Here is a 23,097-nt window from a genome sequence, read left to right on the forward strand (position 1 = left end):
ATAATATTGACAGCCTGCATGGCCTTCTAGTTTCGACAATCAGATAGGAGTTTCACCCAACTGCCACGACTTACCATTAAATGGATGGCCTGCTGGAACACGTCCTTTGGCATTGTAAGTTTGAATCCAGCCAGGATATGACGGCGCGGGACGGCTTACCTCCTCAAGTTTCAACATGTCGTCATTTTCCAGTACCAATTCCATCGCCGCCAGATTGTCAGCAAGTTGGACTGAACTCTTGACGCCGGAGATGACGCTGGTGACCTGTGGCTGTGCTAGAAGCCAAGCGAGGGCGACCTGCGCAGCACTCGTAGTGTGACGGATCGCGATAGCCTTCAACACTTCGATAACATCGAATGCCCTAGATTCGTCCACCGGAGGGAACTGAATCGTGGCGCGCCGCGAATTAGGATCGGACGAGCCGGTGCGATCAAACTTGCCGGAAAGTAAACCTCCTGCTAACGGACTCCAGCACAAAAGGCCGAGCTTCTGATCGTCGATTGCGGGAATTAACTCTCGCTCGATATCACGAGCCGCCAGTGAATAGAAGGATTGGATGGATGCAAAGCGCGCAAAGTTATTGCGCTCGGAAATACCCATGGCCTTCATCAACTGCCAAGCCGCGAAATTAGAGCATCCGATATATCGCACTTTGCCCTGGCGAACGAGATCGTCGAGTGTACGCATGACGTCTTCCAACGGGACGAGTGGATCAAAATTATGAATCTGGTAAAGATCAATATGGTCTGTTTGCAAACGTTTTAGGCTTCCCTCGACGGCTTCCATCAAGTGAAGACGCGATTGTCCGATTTGATTGGGCCCAGATCCCATCCGGCCGCTGGCTTTGGTCGCCAGCACCACGTCGTGCCGGTGCCCTTTTAATGCTGCAGCCAGCCTTTGTTCCGATGCGCCGCCCCCGTAGACGTCGGCCGTATCAATAAAGTTGATCCCGGCCGCAAGCGCATCGCCCACGATTGTGTTGGTTTCGTTCTGTGACAGCCGCCCAATGGCGGTCGTGACGGCGTTTTCACTGCCCCCAAACGTCATCGCACCGAGGCAAAGACGCGATACGAAAACACCTGTATTGCCAAGCTGAACATATTTCATATTTCCTCCGGTTATCTGCTTCGTAGCTTTGCAGGATTCACCCGCCCGATCCATAATCAACACGACGTAATTCCTATTAGATCGTTCGGAGGCGCTGTGGATCCTCTCTCAGATGTGCTCTCGCTGCTCAAGGTAGAAAGCGTCCTTTCGGCGCGTTTTGAAGGGTGCGGCTCTTGGGCAATGCGTTTTCCTGCTTATCGCCATATAAAATTCGGTGCCGTGGTAGAGGGATCGTTTTGGCTATGGTGTGAAGAATCGATGACACCGTCAAAATTTGAACGTGGCGATTTCTATCTGCTAACCAATGGTTCGCCGTACTGCACCGCGAGTGATTTGACAAGAAGGCCGGAAGACGGACGCCAGATTTTTACTGCCAACAAAGGAGCAGATGGCGTGGTTCGCTATGGTCAGGGGATAGACAAAGTGGTCGTCACAGGGGGGCGGTTTACGTTTGACGATGACGTCAGCCATCTCTTACTCAGCCAGCTACCTCCTCTGATTCGTCTCCCCTCAACAGCGCCATACTCCACATCACTTAAAGCAGTTCTTGATCTTCTCGCTGACGAGACCGAGACAATCCGACCGGGTGACGCAATATCGGCAACCAGCATTGCCAACATCGTTTTAGTTCACACTCTGCGAGCTCATATTGCGGCTATGCCATTCACTACCGGCTGGTTTGGTGCTGTTAGAGACAAACAGATAGGAGCCGCCCTTTCGCTCATGCACGGCGATATCGCCAAACGTTGGACGGTGGATGATCTTGCGTCCACGATCGGGATGTCACGAACCATCTTTGCTCAGCGCTTCAAGAAATTTGTTGGCTTCGCACCACTTTATTATCTGCTGCGCTGGAGAATGACCGTTGCCGGGCAGGAGTTAAAGAAAGGAAAAAGCCTTTCGAAGGTAGCAGAAAGCGTTGGTTACAGTTCTGAAACTGCGTTTAACTCCGCGTTCAAACGAATAACAGGTGAAAGCCCTGGAAGATATCGCGCAGGCGCCAAGCCGAACTCCCGCTAAATGCCAGCACTTCGAAGCTGTTCAAAATACTCCGCTTTTAGGTGGATACCATCGTCCGTATGACCGGTATCTGGGGGACTTTGCCGGAGGGAAACAACTTGCGCAGATCAGGCAGGCGTCCACCGATGCGGTAGCAACTGTTCGATCTCGCTAGCCCGCTGCGTCGGCAACCGCGTCAGCACGTCCTTGAGATAAGCATACGGATCATGCCCGTTGATGCGCGCCGACTGGATCAAACTCATGATCGCCGCCGCCCGCTTGCCGCTGCGCAGCGATCCCGCAAACAACCAGTTAGAACGCCCAAGCGCCCACGGCCGGATCAAGTTCTCGATCTGGTTGTTGTCGATGGGCACGGCACCATCTTCCAGGTAGCGCGTCAGCGCTACCCAGCGTTTGAGGCTGTAATCCAGAGCCTTCGCCGTGGCCGAACCCTCGGGCACAAGTTCACGCTGAGCCAGCATCCACTCATGCAGTTTTTCAACGATGGGCACCGCCGTTTCCTGGCGTAATAGCCAACGGTCTTCTTCGCTCATTTCCTTGGCGTGCCGCTCGACTTCGTAGAGCCCGCCAATCGAGTGAAGCGCGTGCTCCGCCAACTGGCTTTTATTGGCTACATGCAGGTCGAAGAACTTGCGGCGCGCATGGGCCATGCAACCGATTTCGGTGATGCCCAGCTCGAAGCTGGCCTTGTAGCCGGCGAAGTCGTCACAGACCAGCTTGCCGTTCCAGGTGCCCAGGAAGTTACGCGCATGTTCGCCGGCACGGCTGGGGCTGAAGTCGTAGACCACAGCTTTGAGTGCCGAAAACGATGTAGAGCTGTAGGCCCAAACGTAAGCGCGGTGGGTTTTCTTCTCGCCGGGCGCCAGCATTTGTACCGGCGTTTCATCGGCGTGAATTACGCGCTGGGCTAGAACCACTTCGCGCAGCGCATCGACCAAGGGCTGAAGCTGCAAGCCGGTTTGACCTACCCATTGCGCCAGCGTCGAGCGCGGGATGGCTAGGCCGGCACGGCCGAAGATCTTTTCCTGTCGATAGAGCGGCAGGTGGTCGGCGAATTTGGCGACCATCACGTGCGCCAGCAGGCCGGCAGTGGGGATGCCCTTGTCGATCACCTGCGGCGGCACCGGGGCCTGAATCAGTGTTTCGCACTTCCGACAGGCCCATTTTCCACGCACATGCTGTTCGACGGTGAACACGCCCGGCGTGTAGTCCAGCTTCTCGCTGACGTCTTCACCGATGCGCTGAAGCTGGCAGCCGCAAGCGCACTGAGTGTTGTCCGGCTCGTGATGGATCACAGTGCGCGGGAACTGCGGCGGCAACGGCGCACGCTTGGGTTGCTGGCGTGGTTCTGCCTGTGCGGGAGTGGGATGAAGTGCTTTTAACTCGGCCTCGATGGCTTCGAGGTCGGTATTGAGCAGGTCATCGAGCAAGCTGCCTTGCGCCGGGCTGATCTGCTCGCTGCGCTTGGCGAACTTGTGGCGTTTAAGGATGGCGATCTCGTGAGTGAGCTGCTCGATGATCGTTTCGTCGCGATGGATCTTTCGGCCCATAGTGTCGACCTTGGACATCAACTGCGCAGCCAGCGTGCGCAGTTGTTCGGGGCTCATTTGGTCGAGATCGGGCAAGGAAGTCATGGTGTGGATTTTACCAAAGCAGCCCGACTGCTTCAGCTAAAAGGCAGCATTTAAAGCAATGTAATTGCGCCGCCCGCACCGACTCGTTGCCAGGGTAATCCAAGTACCAGCGCCTGGAGTTGTTCTGGGTCGAGTTCGACCTCCGTTCCACGATGGAGGCCTGGCCAATGAAACTTACCTTGGTTCAACCTGCGCGCCGCCAACCAGATACCAACGCCGTCGTGCACCAGCACTTTCATGCGGTTGGCCCGGCGGTTGGCAAAGAGGTAAGCGCAGTGCGGCTTTGCCGCACCGAATACCGCGACCACTCTGGCCAATGCGGTCTCAGTGCCGGCACGCATGTCCATGGGCTCGGTGGCGAGCCAGATGGCATCGATGCGAATCACTGGGCTAGGCCACTGATAAATCGTGCGCAGCCGTCCGGATCCGAGGATGGCCATTTTACGGTGATGGATTTATCGCCCAGAGACAGCGAGATGATCGCCATCTCTTCTATTGCGCGTCTTGGGGGCGTTTTTACGGGAACGAAGGCCGGCAGGGTGGCGGGTAATCGATCCCGGTAAGTCGGTAGCCACTTGCGGATCACATTGGCGTTGATGCCGTGATGAATGGCTACGCTGGAAATCGTCGCTCCAGGTTGCAGGCACTCCTGGACGACTTGGGCTTTGAACGATTTGGGATAAGAGCTACGTTGGCGCATGAAAATCCTGGAGATAAGGGCGATGGTGTCCGCTAAAAATACGCGGACACCATCGCCCTTAATACTGGGATTCTGAAGGTGTGTTCGCCGGGCGCTTACATTCAAGTACCGCTAGTCCCCGCTAGGCCTTGGGGATAGAAGCCGCATCCGTCGGCCTGCCGTCGTGCGTCCAAGCTGACTGTGTCACGACTGTTCCACGGACGCGGAGCCGGAAAGCTTGTAGTTGATCACAAAGGCCTCGTCCATTTGCGGCAACAAAATAGCCAGCTCGTCCTGGTCGCCGTCAGAACAGACTTCGGCAAGCAACTCCGCTGCATAAGCTGGATCAGCTCGAAAGTACTCGGCCATCGCCTGTCCATGTGGTCTGTCCTTCATTTTATGCAATTCTCCTAGCCAAAAATCATGGTCTCTGCACCATCCTTACCACGATAATAGACGTCTATTCGTCCGCCATCACCTTTTCATAGGTACAGCCCCGCTTGGTTGAGGCCTGTTGGATTGTGAATCTAGGGCCTAATTCTACCTGCATTGCATTCATACGGAGGCCGAAGAAATCGTAGTGCTGAAGATCCGTCTTTAATTCTTCAATAAACGTAGATTTGTAGGCGTTTGCATCAAAACCCTGGAATGGCACTCCAGCCATATCCAAGGCCGTAAACACTTTCGATACAGCAGAATTAAATATCGGCATCAAATCCAAATACACCTGCTTCATGGGATAGTGATCTTTTAATGCTTTCGCATGAATTTTCTCAAAGGCGAAAGCATCTTCCATAGCAATGAATCTTGCGAGAGAAGTGGCTTTACCCATTTGATTCATATAGATCGATCCATAACGTGGGTCGAGGCGACTGTATATATCCTCTAACTTAATCAAGTGCATCATCGGCGGAGGATTGCCACCCAGCGTTCTATGTCTTGCCATTAGATATTCTGCTCCAAGCAGCCGCTCTGGCTCCTCGTCCAGCCAAAGAGTCTGAAGAAGACTATGAAACAAAGGGTGATTACGATGATGAATGGCATTACGAATAGCAATTAGAAGACTAGTATCAGCATGGACATGGAAATCAAAAACCCCTTGCGAGACATCGTATAAAGTGTGAAAGCCTTCGAGATTCTGCTCAAATGCTCGATCTAGGTTGTGTATGGCCTCTTCACGGTCAACTTCTACGAGCCCCCGATATCTGAGAAAGGCCTCGCCATAGAGCCGCATATTATTGGCAAAACGTCCAAGAGTGTTCGTAATAATTGACATATCGTTCATGTGCGCCCTCGGGATCGCTATATTTATAAAATAATTATTATGGACCCTCGATTGGATTGCGCAATCCAATCGAACTACCATCACGTGTCGAGCATATCCCACTCGTCACCTAGTACCCATCGTAGGGCGGAAAGCTTCCCATTGAGCATCCCCCATTCAAAGTCGCTCCAAGGCCCAGTATCTTCGTACTTCTCCCTGACACGTTGAGCTGCTACTTTTGCTTGGCTCAGGATGTCTTCGTGGATCACATCATTGCCGTAGCGCTCGGTTCCAGAGGGAACAATCTCTATGTCACCATTATCTAGGTGATAAATCATATTCATATGACGGTTGTACCAAACCTTATCGAACAACTCGTCCATCGCGGACATTATTTCCTGAAGCCCACGAGTTTCATCCTCCCAAGCAAAGCTATTCTCATAGTGAAACTCTTCCAGGTCGAGTAGATCCTCAATAGCAGAGCTCGTAGAGTTGAAAAATATTGAGCCCCTTCCATCGAAGATATCTGCGAAGTCGTCGTGTGGTTGCCTATGGTCTTTGCCGGAAAAATCCGTGACATTATGGGTAACGAACCTGAACGTTTCGTAATCGCTCGCGTGTAATATTTTAAACTCTTGGAACGACTCGGCCAATACTGCGTCGGCAACACTGTTTTTCTGCTTATGAAACGGCGCTTTCTTGGCGATTGCCCTCTCTGCCGCCTTGATTTTAGCGCCATCAGAGACTTCAATTTCTTGGGCAGTTTCGAAAAGCTTTAGAACGCGATGTACCGTACCCTGAGTTGCCTCGGAAAGTATAGGAAGCCGGTGATTAACATCATCCAAGGTTTTGAGCGCCGCATCTTTGCCTTGGCCGCCAAAAGACTCAACCACAGATTTAACTACCCGAAACTCATTTGCAAGTCGCTTGCGTGTCGCCTCAATCACCCTATCTTTATTTCGCTCATATTCGACACGTATCAAATCTGGAAGAAGAATTCTGATGCTACCATCCTGTACCAAGTGCTCCAGGGCAACAAGCATGGGCAATTCCGCTTTCTGAGATGAGATATCAAGCCAAACGCATGTATCGAGCATTATGAGGTGCATTAAAATTTCTCCAAATATCCGCCAGCACGCAAAACGACTAGGCCGATTTAATTGAATCGCCTTTGACGACTTTTACCTCAATAGCTATGTCATGACATTACTTGATGACACGCGACATGATAGCTAGCATTTCGCTTTGCAGTTTACGAAAGTCATTCATCATCACCTCCACGTCCATTGGACTTGCGCCTTGTCCGCGCTTCTCCGCGAGCCAAAGTTTCAGCAGTCCGGCGACCCGGCCAAGGTCGCCATTGACCTTAGCCAAGTCGGCAACCGCTAGCAGGTCAACAACGGATCGAATGGGACTGTTACGACCAACAGCTAAAAGGTAAGCGGACAACGACATGTTGGCCTGCCGGGCCTTGTCCACGATCTCTGCGCGCTCGTCTTCTGACACCCACACCTTGATGGGCGGCAGCTTCCGTCGAGGGGTGGGCTTCTGCTCGTTCTCCATGCTGTACCTCTCCAGCTTTAATAGTCGCGGTAGCGACGGTATGCCTCGCAGAGCAAGATCCGTGGAGCCGCAGGCGAGTAAGGGGCGGTGGTGGGGGTCGTAGCTGCGGAGCAGCGTAGGCCCACAACACACATCTTGCCGTCTCGTCGCAAGCAATTAAAGGAAATTTAGAAAGCAAGATCCACCACTTGCTTTAAATTACACTAAATCGTCTACCGTTGCGTTTAATTGCCTTGAGTTGCGTTAATTTTCCTTGAGTTGCATATAGTTGCGTTAAGTTTCTTTAGTTTTCGCTGCCTCGTAATTGAGTGTTTTTTTAGGCTTACATCCGTGCTAAAAACAACAGAATCAAAGGGAGGCAAGCCGATGCAAAGTGATAGCCTAAAGCCTATCAAGAGAAGAGCTGGCCGCGCCGAGTTTTTCTCGGTCAGAAAGGAGTTAGAATCGAAAATCCTGCTTGGCCACACCCTAAAAAAACTTTATACCGAATATGTGGATCGGTTTAGTTTCGGATATGTGCAGTTCACGCGATATGTCTCTCGCTACTGTAAGAAATCGCGATCATTTGTCATAACAGGCTCACACTGGGGACAAAAATGAGGAAATTATTTAAATCATTAACAGCAGTTATCATTTTTCTTTTCACGGGGCAAAATGCTTTCGCTATTTACTGCGCAAACTGCTCTACATTTTACCAGCAAATGTTCGAATATGCCGAGCAGGTCAACACAGCGCTGAACACCGCCGAGACATTACAAACGCAGATTCAGCAGTATCAGAACATGGTTACTCAAGGCACCGGCTTGCCCAGCTCAATGTTCGGCAGCATAGCAGCCGACCTTAAAAACGTGGCCAACATCTACAACCGTTCGCAATCCCTAGGCCGCCAGATCCAGAATATGGACTCGCAGTTCAACACCGCTTTTCCTGGCTTTCAGTCCTACCTAAATCAAGCTGCAAACTCGGCGGAAGTACCGACGCGTGAGCGCTATCAGAAGTGGTCAGAGCAAAACCGCGACAGCGTAAAAGCGGCCCTTGAAGCTGCCAACCTCAATACCAGCACTTTCGAGTCTGAGGATACCCAGCTCGATCACATGGTGGCTCGCTCACAGTCGGCCGTGGGCCGGATGCAAGCCATTCAGGCAGGCAACGAGATAGCCTCCCAGAACGTGCAGCAGTTGCAAAAACTGCGCGATCTACTGGCTACGCAAATAAATATGCAAGGTAACTATATGGCTCAGCAGGGCGACCGAAATGCTGCTAGCGAAGCCGCCGAGCAAAAGTTCGAGGCTCGTAAAAACAACTGGGGGCCCTCCGAGGATTTCTAACTATGTTCATATCTAAAAATCTGATCGCTGGGTTATGCATCGTCTCTGCTCTTAGTGGTGCTGTTCTGTCCGGATTTATTGTCTTTATCCGCACCGATTGCGTGGCTACTGAGCGTTCGATGCAATCAGACACGGATAAGAACTTTGAAGCTCGGAAAAACAACTGGGGCCCGTCTGAGGATTTCTAACTATGCAGCGCTCAACATTTCTAGCACTCGTCAGTGCAACACTCTTGCTTTTGGCCGGTAGCGCGATGGCGGCAGGAGACGTAACACAAAGCAATGAAATGAATGGGCTTTTGCGGATGCTTTATCAAGCCGCAAGTGAATGGTCACCACGGCTACAGGGGTATGCACTCAAATTGCTGGCGTCTCTCGCTCTCATCCAATTGGTTTGGACATTCATGCCTTTAGTGATGAAACAAGCTGACTTAGGCGAAGTTGTCGGTGAGCTGATCCGCTTCTTCATGGTCATTGGCTTTTTCTACGCAGTCATTGAGCATTCCGTTCCATGGGCGACAGCCGTAGTGGACAGCTTCCGAGAAGCAGCGGGCACGGCTAGCGGTCTGGGCCGTGCGCTTCAGCCCGGTGATATGTTCGCGGTGGCTGTCAACTTCTCACGCACCATCGTGGAGGGAATATCACTTTTTTCTCCGGGTAAAGCAGTCCTTATCGCGCTTGTTGGTTGCTTGGTTTTACTGTGCTTCGCCTTTATTGCGGCATTCATGTTTGTGACGCTTGTAGAGTCGTACGTCATCATCAATGCCTCCGTGCTTTTCTTCGGTTTCGGTGGTTCGCAATGGACACGCGAATTTGCAATTGCACCACTCCGCTTCGTTGTTGCCGTAGGGGCCAAGCTGTTCGTCTTAACATTGATCGTAGGAATTATTGTCACATCGGCGAAGTCCTGGTTAGCGGCTTATACCAATGACGAAGCATCTCTGATGACATTGGCAGGTTTAGCTCTGGTATGCGCCTATCTGACCAAGACTATTCCCGAACTGATTGGCGGGATGATAAGCGGCACGTCTATGGGCGGCGGTTCGGCCCTCGGCGGAATGGCTGCGGCCGGTGCGGCCGGTGCTGCTGCCGCAGTCGCCACCATCGCCACGGCCGGTGCCGCTGCGCCCGCCGCCGCTGGTGTGCTTGGCGCTGCCGGTGGTGGTGCAAGTGCCGCAGGGGCGGCTGGTAGCGGAGGATTGGCTGGCTCTATTAACTCCAGCTTTGCCGGTGCGGCAAACTCCGGCATCGGTGCAGCGGCTTCAATGGGCAACGCCGCGTCCTCTGGAGTGGGTGCCAGCACTGGTGGCGGCGCGGCCCTCAAGGGCTCTACATCAGCGGGATCGAGCGTAGGGGGCAGTACGGCTAATGCGAGGCCTAGTCCTGCCCAGCAATCTAACAGCGGCGTACAGCAGGCCGCCAAGCAGGCTGGAAAACCAATGCAAGACAACGACAACAAAGACAAACAGCAAGAGACACCAAAAAGGGGTACTGAAGGCTCTGGAAATGCCCTTTCTCAAGCGGCGAACGGAGGTGCAAAGGTGCTTGGGGTGATGGCTTCAATGGCTGTACCGGGCATGGAGAATGCGCATGGCCTGTCCCTTGGTGCTGGATCAACCCCACCTTCAAATAGCGAGGTCAATTCGGTTCCGATAAACAGCGGTGGAGACTTAGCCGCTGATTCCGAGCAGGGGGATTCCAACGTGATCCGTCCAGCCTCAGACGCAAGCCCTACTAATGGTCGCCTGGCCTCGCTGAGTGTGCCGGGTACAGCCTCCAACAACGAAAAAACGGAGAAATAGTCATGATGGGCTTTCTGATGTTCGCTGGATTCGTAGTATTCGCCTTTACGTTCGCCGTCGGCATGTGGGCACTCGGCCGGTGGCTGCGAAGCAAAGGTTACGGGCCGCAGCTAGATAAGCTGGATCGGCAGTACACGGCGTTGCAGCTTCGCGTTAGCCCGCTCGCAATGTCCGCCTCATATCGCATGTTTGTCGGGGCACAGGCTCTGAATCGTATGCCTTTACTGGGTAGCAAGACTAACGCTAACTTGAACCAGCAGGTTTTGACGGCGATCCAAGCCGCGCGGCAAGCACAGCTGCAGGAAAACCCTGACAATCGTTAATCACTACCCTGCCCTACAGACAACCCCGCCCGAGTGCGGGGTTTTGTTTGCATGTCGCACATCAGGAAGGCCTCTGTGCTGCGCTCAGAGCGCTTTTGACACCTTAGGCCTCTCAAGCATTACACCTTCCCTGAAAAGCGGGTTCGGCGGCTCCCGCGGCGCTTGAAGCAAACTCAAATGAAAAGCCAGCCTGCGGCTATCCCCTTTTGGTGTCCAGCGGCCGCAGGCCAACCTGCAAGGGGAACCCGAAGAATGTGGAAAAGTCGTACGCCAAGGTCGCTAGCTCTAGTGTCGGCCGAGTGAAGTGCGGCTTACCATTTCCATCTGGATGGTCGCGCAGACCGACGGGCTGCGGCTTACACTGAATCGGTCAAGGTATTCGCAACCAACGTGCGGTAATGAAAGGAGCCCACCCGACATGGCCAATATCGAGAACACCTCTGAACAGCTTAAAGTTCGTATAACCGAGTTGAAGGCGCAGTATCAGCAGCTGCAGGACGATTACGATGATGAAGTCCTCTTGTGCACAGGCTTGCTACGCGCTCTTGTCAGGGCAGACTATGACTTATGTGAGACGCTGATCAACCACGCTGACTGCTCGGCTGAGCGCAAAGCCGACGCACTGCAATACATCGCCGATTATCTCGGCATGGCTTCGTCTTAGATCAAAAGCAGGGTATCAAAATCAAGAGGTTCGGCTGAGCCGCTGAGCCGCTGCGCCACTGCTTCCAGGCAGGCTTCGAGATTAGTAATACGCACGGACATGGGACAGCCCTCAGTTACACCATTACTAAACCGGTCAAACCTCCGAATCAATGCGAACGAGACGACGTCAACAGCTTGGGGCTTGGCCATCAGTAATACGCACGGACTTGTCTCACCCTCTTCTATTCGGACACCCTTACAATACGCATGGACCTTGAACATCTATCATACGAAGGTTGGCAACCATCAATACGCATAGATTTTTGCCAGTTCTTTGCCAAAACACTTTTTAAGCGCACTGACCCTGACACTCCCTTTGGTGCCCATCCTCTTACAGGTTATTTATAGGACTTTATCTAGAGGATAATCCTACAGGTTTAGGGGGGGGCCGATTTCACGTTATTTAGGGGTCTGATTTCACGTAAGAAATGGGGTCCGATTTCACGTCGTTAAGGGGTCCGATTTCACGCATGCAACCTACCAAAGGCCAAGGCTTATGAGCTCCCGATACGGATAATTTTCTTCCGTATAGCAGCGTGGGTAATTGCAGCGACTTGACCACCTATTTGCATTCGACTTGACCAACACGCTGCGTGTCTTTGACCGGCAGACGTCGGCCAAAAGCTGCCTGTTGCGACAGTCCGCTTTGGGTTGTGGATTCAACCGGTCGATGCAACCTCCTGCATCGGTTTGCGCCGTACCGGCCCGCGGACGCCGACTTCAACCACTCTGTATCAGCCTCAGCGTAGGCTTGGTGGGTTCTTGGAGCGCTGCTCTCGCCGCGGCCTTCATTGCGTACACCTCGATGCGCTGGCCAGCCGCCGCGAGACACTCTGTTACGGCAGCAACGACATGTCTTTGTAAATCAAGATCCTTGTGGGATGCGCGACCACATTCAAGTGTCGATACTTCGTCGAGAAGAATTTGGGTCACACGTTTCCAGCTGCGGAGGTCATCTGCGCAGCAGCAGGAATAGTAGTCACTGAGTTTATCGTATAGGTTTTTGTAACGCTGGCGAAACTCACTGACCTTTACCGTATTTGGATTAGATTGCGTCATGATCAACTCCTTTTCGGTCAGTCGTTGAGCGATTCATTACGTTGTTTTCGATCTGCCCTTCTGCCCTTCTGCCATCTGCTCAGCAGCATTGGCTGCTTCGATCCGGCTATTGTGGCTTGGTCTGATACACCCGAGGGATAGCCCCCAGCAGCTCCAACCCATTTTTAATTTGAAAACATTTATGGTTCATCAAATGGGAGCGGTGTATTGCTATCTCGGCGAACGGCGAAGACGTTCAGTGTCATCGCCACTAGTGCGTAATAACCGAAGACCCCAATGAGTTCGACGACAGCCGGCTCACCAAACGCTTTAACAGCGTCGGCGTAAAGCAGATCATCTATACGCCGGGTCTCGTAAAGCGACTTGCCCACTCGATACACCAACAGTTCATCTGTTCGGGTGAAAGGTGGGAAAATCTGTTGATGCAGCGCCGAGATGATCTGATCAGCTAGGCCGGCAGAACGGGCGATGGGTTCATGAATCTGCCACTCCGCTTGGGATTGCCACCATGCCGCGGTAAACAGGATTGCCAGCTCGGTCAAACGCAGCTCCAGTCGCGTGCCATAACGGCAAAATGCGCCCAATCGCTGTGCGTGGTTGGCCAGTTCGGGACTATGAATCCAGGCCAGAAAGGGCCCGTCCAGGTTGCCTCGCGGGCCGTTGAGTATTTCGTTGAGAACGGCGCGCTGGGCGTCATCCATCTGTGCTTCGTCCAGGGATGTCAGGCGCGATTGAATAGCCATGGCGATAATTCCTCAGAGATCTTTTAGCGTGATGTCCACAGCGCTCAGGAGCTTGTCGGCGATCTCATCCAAATGATGATCCTCGAGGATAAATGGCGGGGCCAAGAGGATGTGATCACCGTACTGACCGTCGACGGTTCCACCCATTGGGTAACACATCAGTCCTTGCGCCATGGCGGCTTTCTTGAGTCTGGCATGCAGTTTCAGCGCTGGATCGAACGGCGCCTTGCTGTCGCGATCAGCCACCAGTTCAATGCCCTGGAACAAGCCACGTCCCCGAATGTCACCCACATGGGGATGGTTGCCCAACTGGTCGAGCAGCCGTGTGCGCAACCCCTCGCCCAGTTGATTGACGCAAGCCAGCAAGTTGCGCGACTCGATGACCTGCTGCACCGCCAGCGCGGCCGCGCATGCCGTGGCATGGCCGATGTAGGTATGGCCATGTTGAAAGAATCCCGAGCCATGGGCGATGGCGTCGCGGATTTTCTTGCTCACCAGCGTCGCGCCGATCGGCTGGTAGCCCGCGCCCAACCCTTTGGCGATGGTGATCAGGTCCGCGGTAATCCCTTCCTGTTCCGCAGCGAACAAAGTCCCGGTCCGGCCCATGCCGCACATGACTTCATCCAGAATCAACAAAATGCCGTGGCGGTCGCACACCTCGCGGACTCGCTTGAAATAGCCAGGCACTGCAGCGACCGCGCCCAAGGTCGCGCCCACCACGGGCTCGGCCACGAATGCCATGACGTTCTCGGCACCCAGGCGCAGGATCTCATCTTCAAGTTCGGCTGCCAGGCGCATACCCATCGCCTCGGCAGTTTCGCCGGTTTTTTGCTCGCGGTAGGCGTAGCAAGGGCTGACATGACTCACGTTAATCAGCAGCGGCTCGAACTGCTTGCGCCGCCATTCGTTGCCACCCGTGGCGAGCGCACCGAGCGTATTACCGTGGTAACTCTGTCGGCGGGCGATCAGGTGCTTGCGCTGCGGCTGGCCTATCTCGATGAAATACTGGCGAGCCAGTTTCAATGCCGCTTCCACGGCTTCGGAGCCACCGGAGACGAAGTACACCGACTCAATCCCTTCAGGTGCCCGCGCTACCAGGAAATCCGCCAGGTCCTCCATCACTTGAGTGGTGAAGAATGACGTGTGCGCATAGGCCAGTTGACCGACCTGGTTGCGGATGGCTTCGATCACTTCGGGATCGCTATGGCCAAGGCACGACACGGCAGCACCGCCGCTGGCGTCCAGGTAGCGACGACCTGTGCTGTCGATCAAATAGGGTCCATCGCCTTTAACGGCCGTTGGATAACTTTGTGTAAGGCTGCGATGAAAGACGTGACTCATGATCCCCTCCGGGTTATTTCACGCAAATAATATGTGCATAAATTTCAATTGCAATATTTTTTTGCGCTCGCGAATCACGTCCTTCACTGCCGACAAAGCTCATACTCCCTGTAATCATGGGAAAACAACGCCAATCCAGGGCAAAATTTGAATGCAAAATTTATTTGCATTTATATTTTTTGCACGTATATTTTGCATCAAAGCATACGTTTCGTGCGCCTCCTCTCCAGGTGGCTAGCCGGGCTATAACAAAAACAGTGGAGTGAATCGCCTTGGATCACTCGAAAAACAAACTGCCGCTACCCCAACCGCCCCGGGCTCGCCCTGGGGTTTGTACTCACCTGAAGAGAAAACACGCATGAGAAACCTTCTGAAGGCATCACTGGCTGTAATGGCACTGGTCGGAGCATCGGGCTGCTTTGCCGCTGGCAAGGAACTGCTCGTGGCAACAGACACGGCGTTCGTACCTTTCGAGTTCAAACAGGGCAACGAATACGTCGGTTTCGATATCGACCTGTGGGCAGCGATCGCCAAGGAAATGGGCGTCACTTACAAGCTCAAACCGATGGATTTCAACGGTATCATTCCCGCCCTGCAGACCCACAACGTCGACGTGGCGCTGGCCGGCATCACCATCAAGGAAGAGCGCAAACAGGCCATCGATTTCAGCGACGGTTACTACGACAGCGGTTTCCTGCTGATGGTCAAAAGCGACAATGACGCGATCAAGGGGGAAGCGGATATCGCCGGCAAGACCCTGGCGGTGAAAAGCGGTACCTCGGCAGCCGACTATGCCAAGGCCAATTTGAAGGCCAGCGATCTGCGACAGTTCCCCAATATCGACAATGCCTATCTGGAACTGCGCACCGGCCGCGTCGACGCCGCCATGCACGACACGCCAAACGTTTTGTACTACATCAAGACGGCGGGTGAAGGCCAGGTCAAAGCCGTCGGCCAACAGATGATGGCCCAGCAATATGGCATTGCGTTTCCCAAGGGCAGCGAGTTGCGCGAACAGGTCAATGCGGCATTGAAGAAGGTCCGTGACAACGGCACCTATGCGCAGATCTATCGCAAGTGGTTCGGTACCGATCCGCAGTAACTCCTACCCTTCATTAAAAAAGAGAATTCAGCATGCATTTCCAATGGAGCGCCATCTGGGATGCGCTGCCGGTACTGCTCGAGGGCGCCAAGCTGACCTTGTGGATCTCGATCCTGGGTCTGATCGGTGGCGCCATCATCGGCGTAGTCGCGGGTTTCGCCCGCGCCTACGGCGGTTTTCTCAGCAGCCGTGTTGCGCTCGTTTTCATCGAACTGATTCGTGGCACTCCAATCATGGTGCAGGTGATGTTCATCTACTTCGCCTTGCCGATGATGGTGCCAGTGCGCATCGACCCGTTCAGCGCGGCGGTGGTAACCATCATGCTCAACTCCGGCGCCTACATTGCCGAAATCACCCGTGGTGCGGTGCTGTCGATCAACCGCGGATTTCGCGAAGCCGGGCTGGCGCTGGGCTTATCAGGCAGAGACACGTTGCGCTACGTCATTGCACCGCTGGCCTTCCGGCGGATGATCCCGGCGCTGGGCAACCAGTGGATTGTCAGCATCAAGGACACGTCACTGTTCATTGTCATTGGTGTCGCTGAACTGACCCGCCAGGGGCAGGAAATCATTGCCGGTAATTTCCGCGCGATGGAAATCTGGTCGGCTGTGGCCATCATCTATTTGATCATTACCCTGGTATTGAGTTACGTGCTGCGGCGCATGGAATCGAGGTTGAAAATCCTATGATCGAGTTCAAAGGTGTCTCCAAGCACTTTGGCAGTACTCAAGTGCTGCATGACATCAACCTGAAGATCTCCAGCGGTGAAGTGGTCGTGATCATTGGCCCGTCTGGATCAGGCAAGTCGACGCTGTTGCGCTGCATCAACAAGCTCGAAGAGATTACCGCGGGCCAGTTGATCGTCGATGGACTGGAGGTCAATAACCCCAAGGTCGATGAGCGACTGATTCGCCAGGAAGCCGGAATGGTTTTCCAACAGTTTCACCTGTTCCCACAGATGACCGCACTGCAGAACGTGGCCTTCGGCCCGGTGCGGGTGCGTGGCGCCAGCCGTGCGGAAGCCGAGACGATCGCCGCCGGGCTTCTGGCAAAAGTCGGCCTGGCCGAGCGGGCCAATCACTACCCTTCCGAATTGTCCGGTGGTCAGCAACAGCGAGTGGCAATTGCCCGTGCGCTAGCGGTCAAGCCCAAGCTGATGCTGTTCGACGAGCCGACGTCGGCACTGGACCCCGAGTTGCGTCATGAAGTGCTCACCGTCATGAAGTCACTTGCCGAGGAAGGCATGACCATGGTGATCGTCACCCATGAAGTGGACTTTGCCCGCAAGGTGGCCACTCGACTCATCTTTATCGACAAGGGACGTATCGCTGAGGACGGGCCACCCGCCACGTTGATCGCAAACCCTCCCAGCCCGCGCCTGCGGGAATTTCTACAGCACGTATCCTGAGGAGACGTCATGACGTTGTCCCAAATTCATCTTGAAGGCGACGCGCACGCAATAGGTCATGGCCTTGGTGTCTTCGGTCGTGATGCAGTGCATCAGCACCTGCGCCCAATGGCACTCTGGCAACACCTGGTTTCGCTGGCGCAAACGCCAGCAGCCGTGCAGATGCGTCAAGCGGTTCAATCAGCGTTCCCTCGTTATTGGCGGGAAATCGAAGGACTGGCGGCCGGCCTGCAACTGCCGTTTGATGAAGTGTTCATGTGGAATTGCCGGGGTGACTTCGTTCATCAGCAAAGCGTTGATGGCTGCACCACGGTGTTTGGTCCTGCCGATGGCGGCACGCTGATTGCTCACAATGAGGATGGTCTGCCAAAACTCAGGGGAAGCTGCGCATTCGCCTATGTCAAACCCGAGTCAGGCCTGGCGTTCAGCAGTTTTGTCTATCCGGGCTCTTTGCCTGGACACACTCTGGCCGTCAACGAGCGCGGGCTGGTGGCGACCGTCAACAACATTCGCCCATCCAGTATTCCAGCCGGTATCCCTCGACAGATTCTGGGCCGCGCAACGCTTGACGCCCGGACACTGCAAGAAGCGATTGCGACGGTGGCCCGCCCCGACCGCGCCGGTTCGTTTCACCACACGTTCGGCCAGGTCGGGAGCAATCGGGTCGTGAGTGTGGAGGCAAGCGCCGAAGGTTGTGCCATCAGAGAAGTGCGTCGACCGGGCGGGCATTCGAATCACTTGATCGCGCCGTCGCTGATCCGGGTCAATCAACGCATCACCGCCAGTTCGGGTGCCCGGCAACGATGCGTTGACCAGCAACTGCAGCAAGTACCTGGCGATCTGGATGCCGACTTGTCTCTGGGAATTCTGCGCGACACTTCGGGCGGACACCTGCCCGTATACCGCACTGCCGCCGATGATCCGGACGATGAAAACACCTTGGCTACCGGGGTTTTCCTGATCAGCGCCAGCGCTGTAAAGTGGCGGGTTTATACGAAACCAGACACCGGCCGACCCGATATTGAGGGCGTGGTACTCAACCCTCTCGGCCAAAGTTAGGGCAATGAGCAAACAGGGATGCCCCGGAGAAAAGCTGTCCCGGGGCATTCTGATGAAAACCACGCCAAGGGTAGTCTTCCCGATTACCCTTGGCGCAGTAGAATGGCCAGTTTTTACGCGTCGCAGCACCGATTTCCCAAGCACACAAGGTCGAGTGGCGACCGCCCAACAGCTTATGGATGCCCCTGATGACTATTGCCCCGGCAGAATTACCTGACACTTTGCGTGGCCTCAAGCAATTGCTCGAAGCCATCGAACGGCGCGAGGTGGATATCGCCTTGGGCAGCAGTTCAAGACGCGTACTCATGGCGCTTATCGAATCGCCGCAACGCACCGCCGTGTCATCGATCAGTGAGCTGGCAGAGCAACTGGACGTCAATGCCTCGACGCTATCCCGGCTGGCACAACGTCTGGGCTATGGTGGCTTCAGCAAATTGCAGGATGTTTTTCGCCGGGAGATCTCCGAGGGCAAGCATTTCTACAGTGACCAGGCCTCGCGACTGGTGGTCAATGCGGGTGACAAGGACATCCTCAATCAGCTGACTCGCCTGGGTCGCCAGGAAAGCGCAAACATCGCCAGCATGATCGAGCAGGTCGATCCCGACGTGTTCGTCCAGACCGTCGAATTGCTGGCTAGGGCCCACCGGGTACGGATCCACGGTATGCGCCAATTTAATTCGCTGGCGCTCTTCATGTCCTACGGCCTGGGCATGTTGCGCCCGGATGTGACGGCGCTCGATTCCAGTCGCCAAGGCGTGGCGGATGCCTTGGCGCAACTGGATGAAGGCGATGTACTGGTGGTTTCCAGCTGCTTCCCCTATACCCCCAGCGTACTCGCCACCGCCGAAGTGGCGGCGCGCCACGGGATCAGAGTCATTGCGCTGACGGATTCGTCCAGCTCGCCGCTGGCCAAGGTTGCATTGCACAGCTTCTTTGTGCCCAATCACAGTCTGTTTTTCAGCAACAGCATGTGCGCCTTCATGTTGCTGGCGCAGGCGTTGTTGAGTGCCGTTGCCAGCAAACTGGGTGAGGCGTCCGTTTCAGCGTTGAAACATCGTGAAAGCCTAATCGACGAACTTAACGCTTCGCTGTAAGGCCGGGTCTGTGAGCTTTCGAGGGCTGTTCATCTTGGCCGTTGTGCTGATCCTCGTGGATTTTTTGACCAATCTCAATTTTTCATAATTCCTGAGCTATTGACTTGGTCTAGAGGCCCGTTTTGAGCCGAAATCAGCCCTTCGCGACAGGCAGCAATGGGTCGTTTTCAGCCGGTCGCCACAGGCAGAAATCGGCCAAAAGCGGACGTCGAATATCTATAAAAGCGGTTGCTATTCATAGTGACTGTATCTCTACATTTGAAATTGCCTGACCAACTTGTTCAATTCGACCGCTAACTTTGTGAGCTCGGACGTTGCGATAGCTGTCTGACTGGAGCCCTCTGCCGCTTGACTTGAAAGGTCACGGATGCTCACTAGACTGCGATCTACCTCCCTTGCAACCTGAGCCTGCTCTTCCGATGCGGTTGCAATCAGGACGTTGCGCTCCGTTATATTGTCGATAGATTCAGTAATCTCCACCAAAGCCGAACCGGCACCTTGAGCAGTGTCTAATGTTTTCTGGGCTTGGGTGTTCGTCTGGGTCATTGCGGATACGGCAGATCCAGTACCTTTCTGAATTGAGCTGATCATCTGCTCAATTTCACTGGTTGATTGCTGAGTACGATGAGCCAAAGCCCTGACCTCATCTGCGACTACTGCGAAGCCTCGACCAGCCTCACCAGCACGAGCAGCTTCGATAGCAGCGTTTAACGCAAGAAGATTGGTCTGTTCGGCGATAGCACGAATAACATCCAAAACCTTGCTAATGTCAGTGGCCATTACGGCGAGCCCTTGAACCTCTTGGGATGCATCTTCGACATTTGCGACCATCAGGCTGATGGCCTGCACAGTTTCGTCAACGCGTGCGCGGCCAGCCAAAGCGGCAGAGTTGGATCGATTAGCGGCCTCGGAGGCTGAAGACGCATTTCTAGCCACCTCCTCAACAGCTGCACTCATCTCAGTGACTGCAGTTGCCGCCATTTCGACTTCATTATTTTGACGCAACATACCTTTATTGGCATCTTCGGTGACAGCATGCATTTCTTCAGAAGTTGATGCCAACTGGTTGGAAGAATCAGATATCAAAGAAAGGGTATTTCGTAGACTATGTTGCATTGCGCCTAAAGCTTGCATGAGCCTGGCCACCTCATCGTGCCCTTTTGCTTCAATGACTCCGGTGAGATCGTTTTTAGCAATGCGCTCAGCAATAGCTAGTGTTTGACTAATAGGGTTCGTAATACTTCGGGTATACATCAGGGCAAGTACAATAGCAGCCAAGGTGCTGATTAATATAAAACCACCAACGATCAATTTAGCTTGCTCATAGGTTCGGCTCGCCTCTTCGCCAGCCCGTTTCGCTTTATTATTATTAACTTCTATCATTGCTTTGATATCGCTCTCAACGGCGTCAGCAGATTGCTTCATCGACTCGCTGGAAAGCTTGACTGCCTCATCTAAATTCCCTGAAGAAATGAAAGAAAGATATTGATCTTGTAAGACCTGATAGCTGGTAAGGCTTGTTGAAAGCGTATCAATTTTCTGCCTGCCCATCGGGGTTACGATCAGCGGCTGCAAATTCGAAATCAAATTCTGGATATTAATTCTTGCCTTTTTCAACTCCTCTAAAGCCTGCGCTTTTCGGCTTTCTGGCTCTACAGGGTTTCGCAACCGTGCGTTGCTCCCTCTGATGCTTACGAACTCCCTGTCAATGACCCCAAGCATGGATATGCTGGGTACGACATTCGTCTCAACGAAACCTTCAGAATCCTTCAAACTCGACGCCTGTTTGAGAGCGATGAGCCCCAGCGAAATTATCATCAGGCAAAAGAAACCGAAGCATAGAGCTGAGCGTGGAGCAAGGTTGAGTTTGCGCAATATCATAATAAAAGCCTCGTCTGAATTGTAAGCTATGTCGTCAGTTGTCGTGAGCGCTTAAGTACCATTCGTCGAGTAATGCGGCGCAACGAGGAAAGTCTGGCTTTTTATTTGAAACATTATGTTTCTAAACGTCTCTATCACAGATTTAACCTTAGACGCCGAATGAAACAGCGTTCCAGATGCGTTTGTTGTTACTGGGGTGAGCGCCGACCAAGCTTTAAAGCGACAAATCCCCTACAACGCATAGGCATTTAACAATCAGCCCGCGAAATGGCTTTACACTTAGTTGACTACGTTCAGAGCGGTGCGTGTGATTCGATTAATTTAGCCGAGGTAAGCTCCGCACAATCGTCATAGCGGACCGTTCAAAGATCAAGTGAGGAACACTTCGGCTTTTCATCATTACGACTTTCCCGTCATCCTCAAAAATACGTAGGTGCTCAGGTAACGGAGAGCTGAATAGCACCCGCTTTTGTAGATACTCGACGTCCGCTTTTGGCCGACTTCTGCCGGTCAAGAGCACGCAGTGTGCCTGTAAATTCCTATGCAAGAGTTTGGACAAGTCGAATGCAAATGACTGGTAAGCAGCACTCGAACAGGTGGTGAAGTGGGATGCAGTTACGCTAGCAGCGTGGGTACGTAGAAAAAAAGGGACTCAGCTGTGAGCGTGAGTTGGCGGGGATCAAAGGGGTCCGATTTCGCGAGACGATTGAGGGAAACATAGAGGCAGCATCATTTGAGCGGGCCACCCTTATAGGGGATCGGCGGCGGCGATCCGACGAGAAGAAAACCTCCCCTAATTTGACTAACCTTGGCTTGCGGGTATACCGCAAGCACCTTGCGTAACGCCGGAACGAATTTCTTCTTAAAATCCTTATCAGGGTCCTTTCCAGTGTATTCCTGCGCAAACTGCTCGCGGAGGGGCTTCCAGTATAGCTTTGTCCCCCTGCCCTCGATCCGATGCAACCGGTGAGCTAGCCAAGAATATATGTCCAAGGCCAGCGCTGAGCCCTTGAGGGCAATTAGAGCTCGGTTATCTAGAGGTACGGCGCTATCAATAAGGGAATTGAAATACCCCTCGGAAAGCACCATCTTGCCGGGCCATAGTAGCCGCTGTTTACTATTGCGGTTCGCTATCCAGGCGTCAAATTGCTCGATGGGCTGGCCATTGTAGGTACGCCCCTTGAATCCGAGTTGCAAGCGGCACGCTGCTAGTGCGTGCATCTGTTTACGGAGAGTGGAGTAACGGCGCCCGTCATCGCCCATCCCCATCAGACGCAGGAACTCGGCCGCACTATCGCCTATCCTGATTTCACGCTCTTTGTTGCGCACGGCGATGGTAGACACCCAAGCTAGCGCAAGGCGGGGCATAGCGCCATAAGGGATAGGCTGCAATATCGGACCGTTACCTTCGTCTAGGTAGCCAGACTGTATGTTGACCCATGCCGCGCCGCTCTGGCGCATGAAAACCTGTCCTTCCACCTTGGAGCGGGGCAAGCCAACTTGGCAGAGTACTGCATGGGTAAAGGCTATGTCTTCAGGCGGGAAAGCCGCAATGTTGGCTGCAATGTTCAATAAATCAGTCGCCACAACTCAAGCTCCCATTCCGGGACGCGTGGCCGGGCCGGATTGCCTGCACGTATCAATCCATGTCTCGACCTCTTCCAAATCCCAAACGACCTTCCGGCTGCTAACGGCAATACGACGAGGGAATTTCCCCTGCTTTTCGAAGTTATAAATCGTCCGCTCACACAAGGGGATCATTGCCAGCAATTGCTTTTTGCTAATGAGTACTTTGCTCGACTTCCTCGATTCTTTTTCCACACCGAACTCCTCGGTTTGTCGCATTTGAGGTTCGATTATTGCCCCATATTTCCAGAGCATTCCACTCATATTTATGGATTTATTCTTTTCAAAATCAGTATCTTACTGTCCGACAAACGTATAGTTCCGGACAAAAGAGACAACGCGATGTCATTGTTCTTTCAG

Annotated in this window: 25 protein-coding genes; 11 read left to right on the top strand and 14 right to left on the bottom strand. The window is 53.6% G+C overall.

From position 1 onward, the window contains the following. Positions 1-39 precede the first annotated feature (39 nt). On the bottom strand, positions 40-1,107 hold the full coding sequence (locus tag F474_RS16015; RefSeq protein WP_097085931.1) for an aldo/keto reductase: 1,068 nt from the start codon (positions 1,105-1,107) through the stop codon (positions 40-42). A gap of 96 nt (positions 1,108-1,203) precedes the next feature. Here F474_RS16015 and F474_RS16020 point away from each other — a divergent pair, with 96 nt between their 5' ends. Beyond that, positions 1,204-2,127, top strand: a complete 924-nt coding sequence (locus F474_RS16020) for an AraC family transcriptional regulator (RefSeq protein WP_097085928.1) — start codon at positions 1,204-1,206, stop codon at positions 2,125-2,127. A gap of 107 nt (positions 2,128-2,234) precedes the next feature. Here F474_RS16020 and F474_RS16025 read toward each other — a convergent pair whose 3' ends face one another. The 7 genes from F474_RS16025 to F474_RS16055 form a co-directional block, all read right to left on the bottom strand. After that, complete coding sequence (locus tag F474_RS16025) at positions 2,235-3,761, bottom strand: IS66 family transposase (RefSeq protein WP_097085926.1); 1,527 nt, start codon at positions 3,759-3,761, stop codon at positions 2,235-2,237. A 50-nt stretch (positions 3,762-3,811) separates the two neighbouring features. After that, on the bottom strand, positions 3,812-4,147 hold the full coding sequence (gene tnpB / locus F474_RS23000; protein WP_164740670.1) for an IS66 family insertion sequence element accessory protein TnpB: 336 nt from the start codon (positions 4,145-4,147) through the stop codon (positions 3,812-3,814). Further along, a complete protein-coding gene (locus F474_RS16035) occupies positions 4,144-4,461 on the bottom strand; it encodes a transposase (protein WP_047579082.1) in 318 nt (105 codons plus the stop codon). Before F474_RS16035 ends, tnpB begins: the two co-directional genes overlap by 4 nt. A 183-nt stretch (positions 4,462-4,644) precedes the next feature. Beyond that, a complete protein-coding gene (locus tag F474_RS16040; RefSeq protein WP_097085924.1) occupies positions 4,645-4,836 on the bottom strand; it encodes a hypothetical protein in 192 nt (63 codons plus the stop codon). A 64-nt stretch (positions 4,837-4,900) separates the two neighbouring features. Then, positions 4,901-5,725 carry a hypothetical protein gene (locus tag F474_RS22825; RefSeq protein ID WP_218191661.1) on the bottom strand — a complete coding sequence of 275 codons (825 nt, stop codon included), beginning with the start codon at positions 5,723-5,725 and terminating at the stop codon, positions 4,901-4,903. Positions 5,726-5,805: 80 nt separating this feature from the next. Then, positions 5,806-6,813 carry a PIN domain-containing protein gene (locus F474_RS16050; protein ID WP_097085920.1) on the bottom strand — a complete coding sequence of 336 codons (1,008 nt, stop codon included), beginning with the start codon at positions 6,811-6,813 and terminating at the stop codon, positions 5,806-5,808. Positions 6,814-6,910: 97 nt separating this feature from the next. After that, positions 6,911-7,267: a CopG family transcriptional regulator gene (locus F474_RS16055; protein ID WP_097085918.1), complete on the bottom strand. Its 357-nt coding sequence runs from the start codon at positions 7,265-7,267 to the stop codon at positions 6,911-6,913. Positions 7,268-7,633: 366 nt separating this feature from the next. On the opposite strand from F474_RS16055, the gene F474_RS23320 reads away from it, so the two are divergent. The 5 genes from F474_RS23320 to F474_RS16080 all read left to right on the top strand — a co-directional run bounded on the left by F474_RS23320 (position 7,634) and on the right by F474_RS16080 (position 11,383). Continuing rightward, positions 7,634-7,867, top strand: coding sequence for a TraK family protein (locus tag F474_RS23320; RefSeq protein ID WP_165830325.1), 234 nt, complete (start codon positions 7,634-7,636; stop codon positions 7,865-7,867). Then, positions 7,864-8,595: a P-type conjugative transfer protein TrbJ gene (trbJ, locus tag F474_RS16060; RefSeq protein ID WP_097085916.1), complete on the top strand. Its 732-nt coding sequence runs from the start codon at positions 7,864-7,866 to the stop codon at positions 8,593-8,595. Before F474_RS23320 ends, trbJ begins: the two co-directional genes overlap by 4 nt. A 190-nt stretch (positions 8,596-8,785) precedes the next feature. Further along, entirely contained in the window at positions 8,786-10,396 is a 1,611-nt protein-coding gene (gene trbL / locus F474_RS16070) for a P-type conjugative transfer protein TrbL (protein ID WP_097085912.1), read from the top strand. A gap of 2 nt (positions 10,397-10,398) precedes the next feature. Beyond that, positions 10,399-10,719 (top strand): hypothetical protein, encoded by a 321-nt coding sequence (locus F474_RS16075; protein ID WP_097085910.1) that lies wholly within the window; start codon positions 10,399-10,401, stop codon positions 10,717-10,719. Positions 10,720-11,137: 418 nt separating this feature from the next. After that, on the top strand, positions 11,138-11,383 hold the full coding sequence (locus F474_RS16080) for a hypothetical protein (protein ID WP_097085908.1): 246 nt from the start codon (positions 11,138-11,140) through the stop codon (positions 11,381-11,383). A gap of 761 nt (positions 11,384-12,144) precedes the next feature. Here the strand turns inward: F474_RS16080 and F474_RS16085 are convergent. From F474_RS16085 to F474_RS16095, 3 genes are all read right to left on the bottom strand, one after another. Then, positions 12,145-12,483 (bottom strand): hypothetical protein, encoded by a 339-nt coding sequence (locus F474_RS16085; protein ID WP_097085906.1) that lies wholly within the window; start codon positions 12,481-12,483, stop codon positions 12,145-12,147. A 179-nt stretch (positions 12,484-12,662) separates the two neighbouring features. Continuing rightward, a complete protein-coding gene (locus F474_RS16090; RefSeq protein WP_097085904.1) occupies positions 12,663-13,226 on the bottom strand; it encodes a 4-carboxymuconolactone decarboxylase in 564 nt (187 codons plus the stop codon). Between the two features lie 12 nt (positions 13,227-13,238). After that, positions 13,239-14,567, bottom strand: a complete 1,329-nt coding sequence (locus F474_RS16095) for an aspartate aminotransferase family protein (RefSeq protein WP_097085902.1) — start codon at positions 14,565-14,567, stop codon at positions 13,239-13,241. 358 nt (positions 14,568-14,925) lie between these two features. Between F474_RS16095 and glnH the strand changes: the two genes are divergently transcribed. The 5 genes from glnH to F474_RS16120 all read left to right on the top strand — a co-directional run bounded on the left by glnH (position 14,926) and on the right by F474_RS16120 (position 19,230). After that, complete coding sequence (gene glnH / locus F474_RS16100) at positions 14,926-15,669, top strand: glutamine ABC transporter substrate-binding protein GlnH (RefSeq protein ID WP_097085901.1); 744 nt, start codon at positions 14,926-14,928, stop codon at positions 15,667-15,669. A 32-nt stretch (positions 15,670-15,701) separates the two neighbouring features. Beyond that, positions 15,702-16,358 (top strand): glutamine ABC transporter permease GlnP, encoded by a 657-nt coding sequence (glnP, locus tag F474_RS16105; RefSeq protein WP_097085898.1) that lies wholly within the window; start codon positions 15,702-15,704, stop codon positions 16,356-16,358. Continuing rightward, positions 16,355-17,077 carry a glutamine ABC transporter ATP-binding protein GlnQ gene (glnQ, locus tag F474_RS16110; RefSeq protein ID WP_097085896.1) on the top strand — a complete coding sequence of 241 codons (723 nt, stop codon included), beginning with the start codon at positions 16,355-16,357 and terminating at the stop codon, positions 17,075-17,077. Before glnP ends, glnQ begins: the two co-directional genes overlap by 4 nt. 9 nt (positions 17,078-17,086) lie before the next feature. After that, positions 17,087-18,136, top strand: coding sequence for a C45 family peptidase (locus F474_RS16115; protein WP_097085894.1), 1,050 nt, complete (start codon positions 17,087-17,089; stop codon positions 18,134-18,136). Positions 18,137-18,375: 239 nt separating this feature from the next. Continuing rightward, positions 18,376-19,230, top strand: coding sequence for a MurR/RpiR family transcriptional regulator (locus tag F474_RS16120; protein ID WP_256577773.1), 855 nt, complete (start codon positions 18,376-18,378; stop codon positions 19,228-19,230). A 252-nt stretch (positions 19,231-19,482) separates the two neighbouring features. Here the strand turns inward: F474_RS16120 and F474_RS16125 are convergent, their stop codons facing one another. The 3 genes from F474_RS16125 to F474_RS16135 all read right to left on the bottom strand — a co-directional run bounded on the left by F474_RS16125 (position 19,483) and on the right by F474_RS16135 (position 22,932). Next, entirely contained in the window at positions 19,483-21,111 is a 1,629-nt protein-coding gene (locus F474_RS16125; protein WP_097085890.1) for a methyl-accepting chemotaxis protein, read from the bottom strand. 729 nt (positions 21,112-21,840) lie between these two features. After that, positions 21,841-22,698, bottom strand: coding sequence for a replication protein RepA (locus F474_RS16130; protein ID WP_097085889.1), 858 nt, complete (start codon positions 22,696-22,698; stop codon positions 21,841-21,843). Between the two features lie 3 nt (positions 22,699-22,701). Further along, the gene (locus tag F474_RS16135) at positions 22,702-22,932 is read right to left on the bottom strand and encodes an AlpA family transcriptional regulator (protein ID WP_024777066.1); all 231 of its coding nucleotides are present in this window, start codon (positions 22,930-22,932) and stop codon (positions 22,702-22,704) included. Positions 22,933-23,097 lie beyond the last annotated feature (165 nt).

It is taken from the genome of Pseudomonas sp. URIL14HWK12:I12, assembly GCF_003097135.1.
In the GTDB taxonomy this organism is placed as follows: domain Bacteria; phylum Pseudomonadota; class Gammaproteobacteria; order Pseudomonadales; family Pseudomonadaceae; genus Aquipseudomonas.

Bases quoted from the DNA above. Each gene is read 5' to 3' on its own strand.
- F474_RS16090 (WP_097085904.1), bottom strand. From the start codon at position 13,226: ATGGCTATTCAATCGCGCCTGACATCCCTGGACGAAGCACAGATGGAT.
- F474_RS16035 (WP_047579082.1), bottom strand. From the start codon at position 4,461: ATGCGCCAACGTAGCTCTTATCCCAAATCGTTCAAAGCCCAAGTCGTC.
- glnH (WP_097085901.1), top strand. From the start codon at position 14,926: ATGAGAAACCTTCTGAAGGCATCACTGGCTGTAATGGCACTGGTCGGA.
- F474_RS16015 (WP_097085931.1), bottom strand. From the start codon at position 1,107: ATGAAATATGTTCAGCTTGGCAATACAGGTGTTTTCGTATCGCGTCTT.
- glnP (WP_097085898.1), top strand. From the start codon at position 15,702: ATGCATTTCCAATGGAGCGCCATCTGGGATGCGCTGCCGGTACTGCTC.
- F474_RS16095 (WP_097085902.1), bottom strand. From the start codon at position 14,567: ATGAGTCACGTCTTTCATCGCAGCCTTACACAAAGTTATCCAACGGCC.
- F474_RS16125 (WP_097085890.1), bottom strand. From the start codon at position 21,111: ATGATATTGCGCAAACTCAACCTTGCTCCACGCTCAGCTCTATGCTTC.
- F474_RS16040 (WP_097085924.1), bottom strand. From the start codon at position 4,836: ATGAAGGACAGACCACATGGACAGGCGATGGCCGAGTACTTTCGAGCT.
- trbL (WP_097085912.1), top strand. From the start codon at position 8,786: ATGCAGCGCTCAACATTTCTAGCACTCGTCAGTGCAACACTCTTGCTT.
- F474_RS16085 (WP_097085906.1), bottom strand. From the start codon at position 12,483: ATGACGCAATCTAATCCAAATACGGTAAAGGTCAGTGAGTTTCGCCAG.
- F474_RS16115 (WP_097085894.1), top strand. From the start codon at position 17,087: ATGACGTTGTCCCAAATTCATCTTGAAGGCGACGCGCACGCAATAGGT.
- F474_RS16080 (WP_097085908.1), top strand. From the start codon at position 11,138: ATGGCCAATATCGAGAACACCTCTGAACAGCTTAAAGTTCGTATAACC.
- F474_RS16055 (WP_097085918.1), bottom strand. From the start codon at position 7,267: ATGGAGAACGAGCAGAAGCCCACCCCTCGACGGAAGCTGCCGCCCATC.
- F474_RS16025 (WP_097085926.1), bottom strand. From the start codon at position 3,761: ATGACTTCCTTGCCCGATCTCGACCAAATGAGCCCCGAACAACTGCGC.
- glnQ (WP_097085896.1), top strand. From the start codon at position 16,355: ATGATCGAGTTCAAAGGTGTCTCCAAGCACTTTGGCAGTACTCAAGTG.
- F474_RS23320 (WP_165830325.1), top strand. From the start codon at position 7,634: ATGCAAAGTGATAGCCTAAAGCCTATCAAGAGAAGAGCTGGCCGCGCC.
- F474_RS16075 (WP_097085910.1), top strand. From the start codon at position 10,399: ATGATGGGCTTTCTGATGTTCGCTGGATTCGTAGTATTCGCCTTTACG.
- trbJ (WP_097085916.1), top strand. From the start codon at position 7,864: ATGAGGAAATTATTTAAATCATTAACAGCAGTTATCATTTTTCTTTTC.
- F474_RS16050 (WP_097085920.1), bottom strand. From the start codon at position 6,813: ATGCACCTCATAATGCTCGATACATGCGTTTGGCTTGATATCTCATCT.
- F474_RS22825 (WP_218191661.1), bottom strand. From the start codon at position 5,725: ATGAACGATATGTCAATTATTACGAACACTCTTGGACGTTTTGCCAAT.